The sequence below is a fragment of the Pseudoalteromonas sp. 11L1 genome (genome assembly GCF_055397545.1).
The window spans coordinates 1,151,656-1,164,392 of the sequence record NZ_AP041141.1; the positions used below are offsets into that span (position 1 = coordinate 1,151,656).

General features: G+C 40.1%; 10 protein-coding genes. 7 read left to right on the plus strand and 3 right to left on the minus strand.

All coding sequences use genetic code 11. From position 1 onward, the window contains the following. Nucleotides 1–127: 127 nt before the first annotated feature. Nucleotides 128–2,659: an EAL domain-containing protein gene (locus ACZ5WS_RS05360; RefSeq protein WP_290168600.1), complete on the minus strand. Its 2,532-nt coding sequence runs from the start codon at nucleotides 2,657–2,659 to the stop codon at nucleotides 128–130. Between the two features lie 256 nt (nucleotides 2,660–2,915). Here ACZ5WS_RS05360 and queA point away from each other — a divergent pair, with 256 nt between their 5' ends. From queA to ACZ5WS_RS05390, 6 genes are all read left to right on the plus strand, one after another. Beyond that, on the plus strand, nucleotides 2,916–3,947 hold the full coding sequence (gene queA / locus ACZ5WS_RS05365) for a tRNA preQ1(34) S-adenosylmethionine ribosyltransferase-isomerase QueA (protein WP_290168602.1): 1,032 nt from the start codon (nucleotides 2,916–2,918) through the stop codon (nucleotides 3,945–3,947). Between the two features lie 139 nt (nucleotides 3,948–4,086). Then, entirely contained in the window at nucleotides 4,087–5,214 is a 1,128-nt protein-coding gene (tgt, locus tag ACZ5WS_RS05370) for a tRNA guanosine(34) transglycosylase Tgt (protein ID WP_054202633.1), read from the plus strand. Nucleotides 5,215–5,240: 26 nt separating this feature from the next. Beyond that, the gene (yajC, locus tag ACZ5WS_RS05375) at nucleotides 5,241–5,576 is read left to right on the plus strand and encodes a preprotein translocase subunit YajC (protein ID WP_010391747.1); all 336 of its coding nucleotides are present in this window, start codon (nucleotides 5,241–5,243) and stop codon (nucleotides 5,574–5,576) included. A 19-nt stretch (nucleotides 5,577–5,595) separates the two neighbouring features. After that, the gene (secD, locus tag ACZ5WS_RS05380) at nucleotides 5,596–7,455 is read left to right on the plus strand and encodes a protein translocase subunit SecD (protein WP_464711018.1); all 1,860 of its coding nucleotides are present in this window, start codon (nucleotides 5,596–5,598) and stop codon (nucleotides 7,453–7,455) included. Nucleotides 7,456–7,464: 9 nt separating this feature from the next. Further along, nucleotides 7,465–8,412 carry a protein translocase subunit SecF gene (gene secF, locus ACZ5WS_RS05385; protein WP_138606585.1) on the plus strand — a complete coding sequence of 316 codons (948 nt, stop codon included), beginning with the start codon at nucleotides 7,465–7,467 and terminating at the stop codon, nucleotides 8,410–8,412. Nucleotides 8,413–8,544: 132 nt separating this feature from the next. Beyond that, nucleotides 8,545–10,332 carry a GGDEF domain-containing protein gene (locus ACZ5WS_RS05390; RefSeq protein ID WP_138606583.1) on the plus strand — a complete coding sequence of 596 codons (1,788 nt, stop codon included), beginning with the start codon at nucleotides 8,545–8,547 and terminating at the stop codon, nucleotides 10,330–10,332. A gap of 50 nt (nucleotides 10,333–10,382) precedes the next feature. Here ACZ5WS_RS05390 and suhB read toward each other — a convergent pair whose 3' ends face one another. Beyond that, nucleotides 10,383–11,186: an inositol-1-monophosphatase gene (suhB, locus tag ACZ5WS_RS05395; protein ID WP_054202669.1), complete on the minus strand. Its 804-nt coding sequence runs from the start codon at nucleotides 11,184–11,186 to the stop codon at nucleotides 10,383–10,385. A gap of 236 nt (nucleotides 11,187–11,422) precedes the next feature. Here suhB and ACZ5WS_RS05400 point away from each other — a divergent pair, with 236 nt between their 5' ends. Continuing rightward, a complete protein-coding gene (locus tag ACZ5WS_RS05400; protein ID WP_464711022.1) occupies nucleotides 11,423–11,839 on the plus strand; it encodes a VOC family protein in 417 nt (138 codons plus the stop codon). 46 nt (nucleotides 11,840–11,885) lie between these two features. Here ACZ5WS_RS05400 and ACZ5WS_RS05405 read toward each other — a convergent pair whose 3' ends face one another. Further along, nucleotides 11,886–12,551, minus strand: a complete 666-nt coding sequence (locus ACZ5WS_RS05405; protein WP_138606579.1) for a LiaF domain-containing protein — start codon at nucleotides 12,549–12,551, stop codon at nucleotides 11,886–11,888. Nucleotides 12,552–12,737 lie beyond the last annotated feature (186 nt).

The window sequence follows — 12,737 nt, forward strand, 5'->3', positions numbered from 1 at the left end:
AATAAAGATGTCATGTAAAATCAAGGTAATCACTTAATTTTCATGACATTGTGCTGCCGATAAGCAAAGTATAGGTTAGATGGGCAAATTTGAAAGTAATAAATTGCTTAAATTTGTTTATTAATGTTTATAGTGACGTGAGGGTGTCTTGATAAAAAATAGGGTTGTTTTTAATTTTTTCTAACTCAATCAGTACCTTGTCAATTGGTACAGGGCGAGCAATAAAGTAGCCTTGCCCATAGTCGATACCAATTTCTTTAAGTGCAAAAAACACTTCTGCAGTTTCTACATATTCAGCAACAGAGCGCTTATTTAGTGAGCGACTGATGTCATTTATGGCCTTTACTAGCGCTAAATCAATGGAGTCATTAAGCATATCGCGTACAAAGGAGCCGTCAATTTTTACGTGTTGAGCTGGTAATTGTTTAAGGTAATTAAAGGTACTAAATCCTGTGCCAAAGTCATCAATTGAAAAGTGGCAACCTAAATTATTTAGTCGTTCAATCATTTTTCGTGTCGCCGCTAAATTATTAATACTGGCCGATTCGGTTATTTCAAAAATAATTTTCGCAGGAGACACTTGATACTTCTCAAGGGTCGATTCTATTAATGGCAGTAAACGTTCATCTAAAAATGATTGTGCCGATAAGTTTATTGCAATCTGAAGAAGCTCTGGATGTGCAGCAACACTCGCAATGCTGTTACGAATAACACATTGGTCCATTAAAAAGGTATCGTTGAGCATTTCCAATGAGGGAATAAATTGATTAGGGTAAATAAGTTCGTCGTCTAGCTTTAACCTTAGCAGTACTTCAAAGTAGGCAACCTGATTTGTTTTAAAATCCCAAATGGGTTGATAATGAAGCTCTATACTGTCTTGTTGGAGTGCTTGACGTACCCCATGGCCCCACTCTAAACCCGTTTGCAGCGCATTGTTCTCACCATCTTGTTTTGAATAACAGTGTACTAAGTTACGGCCTAAATTTTTAGCAATATATAACGCAATATCTGACTGCTTTAAGCATTCATTTGGATCGCAGTTATCAGCGGTAATTTGGGTTAAACCAATCGAGCAACTAATTGAATAGATTTGCTCTTCAGATTTAAATTGGTTGCCTTCAATGGCACTACAAATCCCTTCTGCAATTAAATGTGCATCCAATAAATTGGTATTTTTAAGTATCACCGCAAACTCATCGCCACCGACACGGCAGATTAGATGCTCATTACTAATATTGGCAATAAATAGCTGCGCTACTTCTTTTAAAACAATGTCACCTTGTTGGTGGCCTTTACTGTCATTTATTATTTTAAAGTGGTCAAGGTCAATATAAATAAGCGCATGTTCAATATTTGTATGGGTGTTTTCGCTCTGGCAAATATAGTTAAGCTGTTGGTCAAAATAATAACGGTTGTGTAGTCCTGTTAAGGTGTCATGCAGGGCTAAATGGCGCAATTGCAACTCTGCTTGTTTGCGCTCATGAATGTTATCGAGTGTGGCGGTGATAGTGGCGTTGTTGCTGCTATTTTTTATTAACTGAAGCCGACATTCTACCCACACTGAGTTACCATTTTTTTGGCTCAGCTTAACTTCTATTTTTTGTTTGTTCGCACCACCTTGTAAAATATCATCAATGGTTGATTGTAATGACTGTTTATGTTCAGTGGTACAAAATGCAGTGAGTGGTTGTTGTAAGGTCGACTTAACTCCAAAGCCGCTCAGAGATTCCCACGCAGGGTTTATAAAGCGAATATTCCCTTGTTGGTCTAGTTCAAGTACAACCGTGTTTAAGTGCAATAAAATACGCTGATGTGCTGAAAACAGGTCGCGATATTTAACTTCACTAATACTTAGCTGCTGTACCTTATTAGCAAACTCAGCATAGCTCACCATAAAATCTTCTCGACGAGCAGCATGATCACAGACTTTATTTAAAAATGAGGGATCGTAAGGAGCACGAATAAAATCGGTAACGCCAGAAAGTAATAATTGCTCAGCGTAATCGGCATCGTTTTTATCAATAATAGTAACAATGGCTTGTTGAGGGTTATGCTGCAGAATCTTTTCAACTAATTGATTTGAACTCTCAGCTTGTGCTGCAGTGGCATCGAGTAGCACGATAGCAAACGGCTGCTGATTATAGGCACTGAGCGCGGCTTTTTCGTTAGTAACATGAGTAATTGCAAAGTTAAGCTTTAATTGTTCACTCATGTCGTTTGCTCTGCTGGTAAAGGGTTCTAATAACAACAGGTTTAAGCGACTGCTTTTTTCTAAATGACTCGACAGCACATTTGCTAGTATTTGCGGCAATATATCTTGGCGTTCAAAAGGCAGTACTGCATCTATGCCATAGCTACGTGCGGTAGTTTCGGCGATACGCTCACAATAAATGGGCGGAATAAGTAAAATAGGCGTATTTTTCGGCGTGTTAAGTAAACCAGAGCGGATCATACGTGAAAACCGCCAGCCATCAATTTTACCTACATCTAATCCGGTTATGATTATATTTACACTTTGGTTTTTTAATATTTTTAACGCATCTTGGCTGTCTGAGGCTTCAATAAACTCAAACACACTAAGCCTCTCCAGCGTGGCACGTATAGTCTGGCGCTCATCATTACTTGCATTTAATATTAGCAATTTAAGCTGTTTCGCCACTTAGGTACCACTCCGAGAAATGCAGATCGTAAAACTATAAGAGTAATGATATTTAGTGCTAAGAACAAGCGTATTTATTATAGAGCGGCCTTAAATCTAACGATCAATCTTAAATCTATTTGTAGTAATAATTGACTTAATTTAATAAATAAGTTTATTGAGCAATACCATTATAGTGTAATTTAGCACGTACCTTGTGGTTGTTTAAGTATAGATATACACTTGGCGCGATTTTAAATGATGTGGAATTCTAACAATGCGCGTAGCTGATTTTAGCTTTGACTTACCTGATGAATTAATTGCTCGTTTTCCAAAAGCAGACAGAACTAGTAGCCGTTTATTAAGCTTAGACGGGCCGAGCGGTACTGTTGAGCATAAAATATTTAGTGACATTCTCGAACTTGTTAACGAAAACGACTTATTGGTTTTTAACAACACCAAAGTAATACCTGCGCGTATGTTTGGTCAAAAAGAATCAGGAGGTAAGGTTGAGGTGCTGGTAGAGCGTGTATTAGACGAACACCGGGTTCTTGCGCACATTCGTGCTAGTAAATCGCCAAAACCGGGCAATGTACTCATTTTAGAGGGCAAAGCAAAAGCCATTATGGTGGCACGCCACGATACGTTATTTGAGCTTGAGTTTGACCGCAGTGAAAATGTGCTCGACATTTTAAATGATGTTGGCCATATGCCGCTTCCTCCTTACATTGATCGCCCAGATAATGAAGCGGACCGAGAGCGATACCAAACAGTATATGGTGAAAAGCCAGGCGCCGTAGCTGCACCAACCGCAGGCCTTCATTTTGACGATAAACTCATGGCTGCGCTTAAAGACAAAGGCGTACAAATGGCGTTTGTTACCTTGCATGTTGGTGCAGGTACATTCCAGCCAGTTAGGGTTGAAAGTGTTGATGAGCACATCATGCACTCTGAATATATTGAAGTACCGCAAGATGTGGTGGATGCGGTTGCAAACACTAAAGCTAAAGGCGGGCGTGTGATTGCGGTAGGTACAACTTCAGTTCGCTCACTAGAGTCGGCAGCAAAAATACATGGCGGCAAGTTAGATACTTACTTTGGTGATACCGATATTTTTATTTTCCCAGGTTATCAATTTAACGTTGTTGATGCCATGGTCACCAACTTCCATTTACCTGAATCAACCCTAATTATGCTGGTCAGTGCCTTTGCAGGGCAAGACAATATTATGGGTGCTTACAATACTGCGATTGAACAACAGTATCGCTTTTTTAGCTATGGCGATGCGATGTTTTTGACCCGTAAATAATTTACAGCGTTATCGGTTTTTATTTTACTCCTAAGCACAGTGAATTTATCACTGCTAATAGTAATAGGGTGGTAAAAAGGGTAGAATCGAGCGGTTAAATTATAGCTTGTTGGACTGTTTTTCCGACACAGAGGATATTATGAAATTTGAATTAGACTGCACCGATGGCAAAGCACGCCGCGGTCGCTTGATTTTTGACCGAGGTGTAATAGAAACACCAGCGTTTATGCCTGTAGGCACTTATGGCACGGTTAAAGGCATGACACCTGATGAAGTTAAAGCAACTGGTGCACAAATCTGTTTAGGCAATACATTTCACTTAATGTTGCGTCCAGGTACTGAAATCATCAAACAGCATGGTGATTTACACGATTTTATGAACTGGGACTTCCCAATTCTTACTGACTCAGGCGGTTTCCAAGTATTTAGCCTTGGCGCAATGCGTAAAATCACTGAAGAAGGCGTAATGTTCCAATCGCCAGTTAATGGTGATCAAATTATGATGTCGCCAGAGAAGTCAATGGAAGTGCAGCGTGATCTTGGCTCAGATATCGTGATGATATTTGACGAATGTACGCCATATCCTGCCACTGAAAAAGAAGCCAAAGACTCTATGGAGCTTTCTCTTCGTTGGGCTAAGCGCTCAAAAGAAGGGCATGGCGACAACCCGTCAGCATTGTTTGGTATTATTCAAGGCGGTATGTATCCTGAGCTTCGTGCACAATCACAAGCGGGCCTTGAAGAGATTGGTTTTGATGGCTATGCGCTTGGTGGTTTATCGGTTGGTGAACCTAAAAATGAAATGATCAATATTCTTGATCATTGTGCTTATAAAATGCCAGAAAACAAACCACGTTATTTAATGGGTGTAGGCAAGCCAGAAGACTTAGTTGAGTCGGTTCGTCGTGGTATTGATATGTTTGACTGTGTAATGCCAACGCGTAATGCACGTAATGGTCACTTATTTATTACAACGGGTACCATTAAAATCCGTAACGCAGTGCATAAAACAGATACTGGTCCACTTGATCCAGAGTGTGATTGCCATACCTGTAAAAATTATTCGCGTGCCTACTTGCATCATTTAGACAAATGTAACGAAATTTTGGGTGCACGACTAAACACTATCCATAACTTACGATACTATCAACGTGTTATGGAAGGTTTGCGTAATGCTATTAGCGAAGGTCAACTAGAGACATTTGTCCACGATTTTTACGCTCGCCGAGGCCAAGAAGTGCCAGAGCTAGCTGATACAACAAATTAAAATTTAAAAATTAAAGAGGAAGTATTATGAGTTTATTTATTTCAAACGCGCATGCAAGCGCTGGTGCACCTGCAGCAGGCGGTGGTATGGAAATGCTAATTATGTTAGCGATTTTTGGTTTGGTTTTTTACTTTTTAATTTACCGCCCGCAAGCAAAGCGCGTAAAAGAGCATAAAAGCTTAATGAGCGCGATGGCAAAAGGCGATGAAGTGCTAACCCAAGGTGGTTTAGTGGGTAAAATCGTAAAAATTGCTGAAGATAAAGACTTCATCGTGATCTCATTAAATGAGCAAGCAGAAGTAACAGTACAAAAATCAGCAGTATCTGCTGTATTGCCTAAAGGCACAATGAAGTCGCTATAAAAATAATAAGGACGACCCCGTGTTAAACAAGTTTCCAATTTGGAAGTATTTACTTGTTTTAGCTGTGTTAGCCATTGGCCTTTTATATGCATCACCAAACCTGTATGGCCGCGATCCGGCCATACAGGTTTCTGGCGCTAAAGGCACCGATGTTGACCTCAGTGTTGTAGACAAAGTAAACGCAATCCTCAAAAAAGATAACGTAAGCGCTAAATCGACAAAGCTTGAAGATGGGCAAATTCTTGTTCGTTTTAAAAATGTTGAAGACCAACTAAAAGCGCAAGACTTACTGCGTAACTCGCTTAGCAGCGATTATATTTCAGCGATTAATATGGCTCCTGCACAACCGGCTTGGTTAAAGTCGTTGGGCGGTAATCCTATGAAGTTAGGCCTAGATTTAAGTGGTGGTGTGCATTTCACCATGGAAATCGATATGGTCACTGCGGTGGATAATCAGTTAGAGCAGATGGAGCAAGATTTCCGTAGCGACCTGCGTGAAGAAAAACTACGTTATCGTAGTGTGCGCCGCGTAGCTGGTTCTGAGCGCATGCGTGTAGAAATGCGTAACGAAGAAGATAAAGACGCTGCAGAGCGCTTTTTAGAAAGCCGTTATCCATTAAACGTTTACATTGATGATAGCAGTAACGATAACGCATTCTTTGCCACTATGAGTGAGCTAAAGCTAAAAGAAATTCGTGACTATGCTATCAAGCAAAACGAAACTATTATTCGTAACCGTATCAACCAAATTGGGGTTGCAGAGCCAAACGTACAGCGTCAAGGTGCTGAACGTATTATTGTGCAATTACCAGGGATTCAAGATACCGCTCGCGCTAAAGAAATTTTAGGTGCTACGGCAACGCTTGAGTTTCGTGAAGTTGACGAAAATGCTGACATAAGCGCCGCTGCTCAAGGTCGTATCCCACCGGGTACTGAAATGATCATGAGCCGTGATGGTTATCCTGTGGTACTAAAAAAACGCATTATTCTTGAAGGCAGCCATATTACTGGTGCGCAGTCAGGTGCAGATGAGTACCAGCGTCCACAAGTAAGCATTAAACTCGATAGTAAAGGTGGGGCAAAAATGAATGCCTTTACCAAGCGTGCTATCGGTAAACGTATGGCTACCGTGTTTATTGAATACAAGCCATCAGGTAAAAAAGACAGTGACGGTAAAGCACTTCCGCCAATTAAAGTGGAAGAGGTTATTAACGTAGCAACCATTCAAGCGCGTCTTGACCGTTCATTCCGCATTACCGGTATTGATAACCCAGCTGAAGCGCATAATTTAAGCTTACTTCTACGTGCGGGTGCACTGGTTGCGCCTATTCAAATTGTAGAAGAACGTACGGTTGGGCCAAGCCTAGGTCAAGAAAACATTGAAGCAGGTATGACCGCTGTAGCCTTAGGTTTTGCGTTTGTACTGGCCTTTATGCTTATTTACTACAAAGGTTTTGGTCTTGTTGCGAATATCGCACTGGCTGCCAACTTAGTACTTATTATTGGTGTAATGTCGTTAATTCCAGGTGCAACGCTTACTCTACCGGGTATCGCAGGTATTGTATTAACCGTTGGTATGGCTGTTGATGCGAACGTACTTATATTTGAGCGTATTCGTGAAGAGCTAGCCGATGGCCGCAGCCCTCAACAAGCGGTTCATTTTGGTTACGATAGCGCCTTTAGTACTATTTTTGATGCCAATATCACCACATTAATTGCGGCGATTATCTTGTTTGCTGTTGGTACCGGTCCTGTTGCAGGCTTTGCGGTAACCCTAGCAATTGGTATTTTAACCTCTATGTTTACAGCAATTGTAGGTACCCGTGCGGTGATCAACCTATTTATTGGTGGTAAACGTGTTGATAAACTTTCAATTTAAGGAGCAGACATGCAAATTTTAAGATTGGGCGGAAAAACCCTTCGTTTCATGTCTCTTCGAAAAGTGGCAATGTGCTTTTCTACGTTATTAATCATAGCGTCGCTGGCGTCACTTTTTGTTAAAGGCTTAAATTTCGGTTTAGATTTTACCGGCGGTACAGCAGTTGAGGTGGGTTTTTCGCAACCTGCCGATCTGAAAAAAGTACGTAATGTACTGGCTGAAAACGACTTTGCTGATGCATCGGTACAGCTTTTTGGCTCAAGCCAAGAAATACTGGTCCGTTTAGCCCCTCGCGGTGATGATGTAAAAGCAGAAGTAATTGGTAACCAAGTAATTGCTGCCCTTAAACAAGCTGATGATAGCGTAGTAATGCGCCGCATTGAGTTTGTAGGCCCAAGCGTAGGTGAAGACTTAAAAGAGCAGGGTGGCCTTGCCATGTTAACTGCACTTATTTGTATCTTAATTTATGTGGCGTTTCGCTTTGAATGGCGTTTTGCTGTGGGCGCAGTTGGCGCGCTTTTACACGATGTAATCATTACGATTGGTTTATTCTCGGTGCTTGGTTTAGAGTTTGACTTAACTATTTTGGCAGCAATACTTGCCGTGATAGGTTACTCACTAAACGATACCATTGTTGTATCAGACCGTATTCGTGAAAACTTCCGCAAAGTGCGCATTGACGACACGATTGAAATTATTGATATCTCGCTTACGCAAACACTTAACCGTACCTTAGTAACCTCAATCACTACTATTTTAGTACTGATTGCGTTATTTGTATGGGGCGGTCAAACCATTCATGGCTTTGCTACTGCACTACTATTTGGTGTGTTTATTGGTACTTACTCTTCAGTTTACGTTGCCAGCTCGGTGGCTATTGCCATGGGCGTAAGTAAAGAAGATTTAATACCAGAAGTGATTGAAAAAGAAGGCGCTGATTTAGATCCAATGCCTTAATTGAGATTAAACTATTTTTAAAACAAAACCGCTCCTAGTGAGCGGTTTTTTATTGCCTCCTAGATAAGTCACATAATAGTCATACTCAGTTGGTATTTTATTGCTCTTATTAAATTTTTATTTGAGCTAGTAGTGACTGAGCAACGACAAGTCTTAGAATCAATTTTACAACAAGGAGCAATAACAACCTTGTTCCAACCTATTTTCGATATAGCTAAGCAATCTATTATTGGGTATGAAGCGCTTAGCCGTGGCCCTAAAAATGGTCCATTAGCCATGCCAAATAAGCTATTCGAAGCGGCTCATAAATACCAATTGATTTCAGAGCTTGAGCTTTTATGCCGTTCTCGCGCCATTGAAAATTTTGTAAAACTCAGTCTGCAAGGGAAGTTATTTTTAAATGTCAGCCCAAAAATTCTACTCGATCCGAGCCACCCTAAAGGCGAAACCTTACATTTAATTGAACAGTTTGGTCTTGCTGCCAATCGAGTGGTGATTGAAGTAACTGAACAAGAAAAAGTAGATGATGGCTTTTTACTGTTAAAAACCATCGCTCATTATCGAGAGCTAGGCTTTACTATTGCTATTGACGATCTCGGTGCAGGTTATTCAGGACTAAAGCAATGGTCGCAGTTATGCCCAGATATTGTAAAAATTGATCGTTACTTTATTGATCATTGCGATCAAAGCGAAGTTAAAAAAGAATTTCTAAAATCAATTATGGTGTTAGCACGGGCAACAAATACAGCGGTGATTGCAGAGGGAATCGAACGTTCCGAAGAGCTAGATTTAGTTAAAAGTATAGGCATAAGTCATGTTCAGGGGTTCTTGTTAGAAAGACCGAGTCAACAGCCAAGTTATGACTACAACTGTAAACAGTTACAATCGCTCACTTCGACCCAAGCCGCCTCAAAGTTTGAACAATCAATGGCAATAGGTGTGCTTGCTGTTGCTCAGCCTGCTATTAGCAGTCATACGCGTTGTAAAGAAGCTCATGCACTTTTTGAGCAAGACAAAAGCATAATCAGCTTACCGGTATTAAATAGCAGTCAGCAGCCAATAGGGCTGTTACACAAAGATCAGCTAACAGAAGTGTTTGCCGCGCCTTATGGGCATGCACTTTATGATAAATGTGAAGTCACTGAGTTAATGGATAAACAACCTTTGGTGGTTGATGAAAATCAAATGCTTGATATTGTCTCCCAGCAAATAACAGAGCAAGACTTTGATATTCGTCGCCATATTGTTATCACCTGCAACAATAAATATTTAGGCTTGGCACCGCTCAGAGACATACTAAAGCACATTACAGCAGAAAAAATCCGCCACGCTCAACATGCTAACCCTTTGACCATGTTACCGGGTAATGTGGCAATTAGTGAGGTAATAGAGCAGCGTCTGCAACATAAACAGCCATTTTCACTAGCCTACATCGATTTAAATCACTTTAAACAATTTAACGATTTGTATGGCTATGCCAGTGGGGATAGCGTAATAAAACTTCTGGCCGATGTTACTGTAAAAGCGTGTGCGCACAGCGCTAATTTTGTCGGGCATATTGGCGGCGATGACTTTATGGTGGTGTTTGAAAAAAAAGATGCGGTGGAGATTTGTAATACTATTATCTCGCAATTTGAACTACAGTCACGCGTGTTTTTTACGCCAGAGCATATTGCTGGAAAAGGGTATTGGGCAACTAATCGAGAGGGCGAAAAGCAGTTTGTACCTTTACTTACATTATCGATAGGTTTAGTTGAGCCTGATCTGCAGCAGTGTAAAAATAGTCATCAAGTAGCGGCATTAGCGACAGATGCTAAAAAAGAAGCAAAACGTTATCGTCACAGCTACTTATTTATATGTAATCGAAGAAGGCCTGCTCCCGCTATTGTACGTTTATCCAATAGTAAAAAAAGTGGCTAACAAAAAGCAAAAAAGGAGCCTAGGCTCCTTTTTTTAGTGCGTAATTACGATTAACGTAATAACGACTCAGATAATACTGGGCGCATTTCGCGAACAATCGCCTGTGTTAGCTTAGGTGCACCACAGATTACGTTACCGCTCACGTTGTAGTTATTACCGCCAGCAAAATCAACAATCATGCCGCCAGCTTCTTTAACTAATAGCTCGCCTGCTGCTGTATCCCAAGGTTTTAAACCAATTTCAAAGAAGCCATCAACACGACCCGCTGCAACATACGCCATATCTAGCGAAGCAGAGCCTGCACGACGAATATCAGCCGTGTGAACAAATAACGCTTTAAACGCTTCAGAGTATGCATCTAAGTGATGCTTTTGTTTGAAAGGAAAGCCTGTAGCAAGAACAGAACCAGCAAGTTCAACAGTTTTAGATACACGTAAACGTTTGCTGTTTAACTGTGCGCCTTGACCGCGAGAAGCAGTGAAAAGCTCGCCACGAATTGGATCGTAAATTACGGCTTGGTCTAAACGACCTTTAACTTTAAGTGCAATAGATACTGCGAAATGAGGGATACCCTTGATGAAGTTAGTTGTGCCATCAAGTGGGTCAACAATCCATTGGTAATCAGCATCCTTACCTTTGTGTTCGCCTAACTCTTCACCAACTATGCAGTGATCAGGGTAAGAACGTAAAATAGTGTCACGAATTACGGCTTCGGCTTCTTTATCAATGTTAGTAACTAAATCATTGGTGCCTTTTTGTTGCACTTCAACTTTTGATAAGTCTTCACTTGCACGAAGAATAAGTTTGCCTGCGTTACGCGCAGCGCGAACCGCAATGTTTAACATTGGATGCATGGTATTACCTTTGGGTTGTAAAAGAACGTTTATATATTTAAGCCGGCGTATTTTAGCGGTTTTTGCCATAAAGTAAACCATAAAGCCTAAATACTTATGAGTGTTTTTTGTACAAGTATGATCTTTCGATATATTTATTGAAATAAAAACAAGCAATAAATTTGTAAATTAGCGCTTTACCTAAAGTGAGCTTGAGGTTTTATGATGTTCTATATTCAATTAACAGGAAGAAAATTATGAAATTAGAACACGTAAATTTAGTTGTAAGTGATATAGACGCCATGCTTAAGTTTTACCAAGCAGCGTTTCCCTATTGGTCAATTAGAAGTGAGGGAGAAGGAACCTGGTATGGTAAAGCAAGGCGCTGGGTACATTTTGGTGATAACGATCAATATATTGCTATAAGCGATCACGGTGAAGGGAAAAACCGTGACTTATCAGGGCATCAAATTGGTTTGGCACACTTTGCTTATATAACCAATAACTTAAATGCAGTAATAGCGCGCCTAAAGCATGCGGGCTTTGAAATAAGTAAGCAAGGCGCTGTAAATCCATTTAGAAAGAACATTTATTATATTGATCCCGCAGGGTTTGAGGTTGAGTTTGTTGAGTACATGAGTGATGTACCTAGTGAGCGAAATAACGACTTATAATATGAATGAAGCCAACAATTTTGGCTTCATTAAATGTTTAGCATATTTAATAATGTTTACCATTCATGCCAAGTTGAGTTTTCAGATCATTTGCAAAGCTAATAAATTTTTCTTTAATAGTGCGCTTAACTTTAACTTCCACAGAGCCTAAAACAGTTTTTCCTTCAATTTGAATCGTTGGCCCTTGGCGTTTATTGAGTGAAACTGTTTTATTTTCAAAACTGCCTAAAATACAAAACATTTTAGAAACTACATTAACGTGCTCAGGTACATATATTTCTTCGCTGCCAAGGTAACAATTAACGTGAATAGTGACATGTTGGTGGGTAAAAATAGCATCCGTAAAATCAAGATTGATTGACCCCATGTAGTTTTCTATATAAATTTTTTGAGGCACTACCCATTGGCCGCTTCGTTCACTTGAACCAAGAATGCTTCTTAATGTGAGTGGCTCTTCACTCCCCTCATGCTGCGCACTATAATTAGGTGCAAACTGCGAGTGCTTTTGTGCCTTATATTGCTGATCAGTATTTAAGGTTAAATCTTCAACAAGGGCCATAAGCGCGTTATTGTTACTCGCTGCCATTGCATCGTCTAAGCGCCTTTCAAATGCTTCTACAGAAATGACACCATGGCTGTAATTATAAATGAGTTGATCAATTACTTGCTCACGAACTTGCTCGATAGGGCGGTCTTCAATTTTAACAGACATTTAAATTATCCTTTTAAGGTTGCTGGCTATTTCAGAGCAAGCCTTATACCAAATATTAATTTATTTAAAATCAGTGCTTTATGTTTTTTGTTTCTTCACTCTTTATTATATTAACGACAGATTAACCAAATATACAATTATTTAGTAAGTTTCGCTATTCGAGAAAGTTTTACGCAATGGTCTGTA

Bases quoted from the DNA above. Each gene is read 5' to 3' on its own strand.
- suhB (WP_054202669.1), bottom strand. From the start codon at position 11,186: ATGCATCCAATGTTAAACATTGCGGTTCGCGCTGCGCGTAACGCAGGC.
- ACZ5WS_RS05405 (WP_138606579.1), bottom strand. From the start codon at position 12,551: ATGTCTGTTAAAATTGAAGACCGCCCTATCGAGCAAGTTCGTGAGCAA.
- ACZ5WS_RS05400 (WP_464711022.1), top strand. From the start codon at position 11,423: ATGAAATTAGAACACGTAAATTTAGTTGTAAGTGATATAGACGCCATG.
- tgt (WP_054202633.1), top strand. From the start codon at position 4,087: ATGAAATTTGAATTAGACTGCACCGATGGCAAAGCACGCCGCGGTCGC.
- yajC (WP_010391747.1), top strand. From the start codon at position 5,241: ATGAGTTTATTTATTTCAAACGCGCATGCAAGCGCTGGTGCACCTGCA.
- queA (WP_290168602.1), top strand. From the start codon at position 2,916: ATGCGCGTAGCTGATTTTAGCTTTGACTTACCTGATGAATTAATTGCT.
- secF (WP_138606585.1), top strand. From the start codon at position 7,465: ATGCAAATTTTAAGATTGGGCGGAAAAACCCTTCGTTTCATGTCTCTT.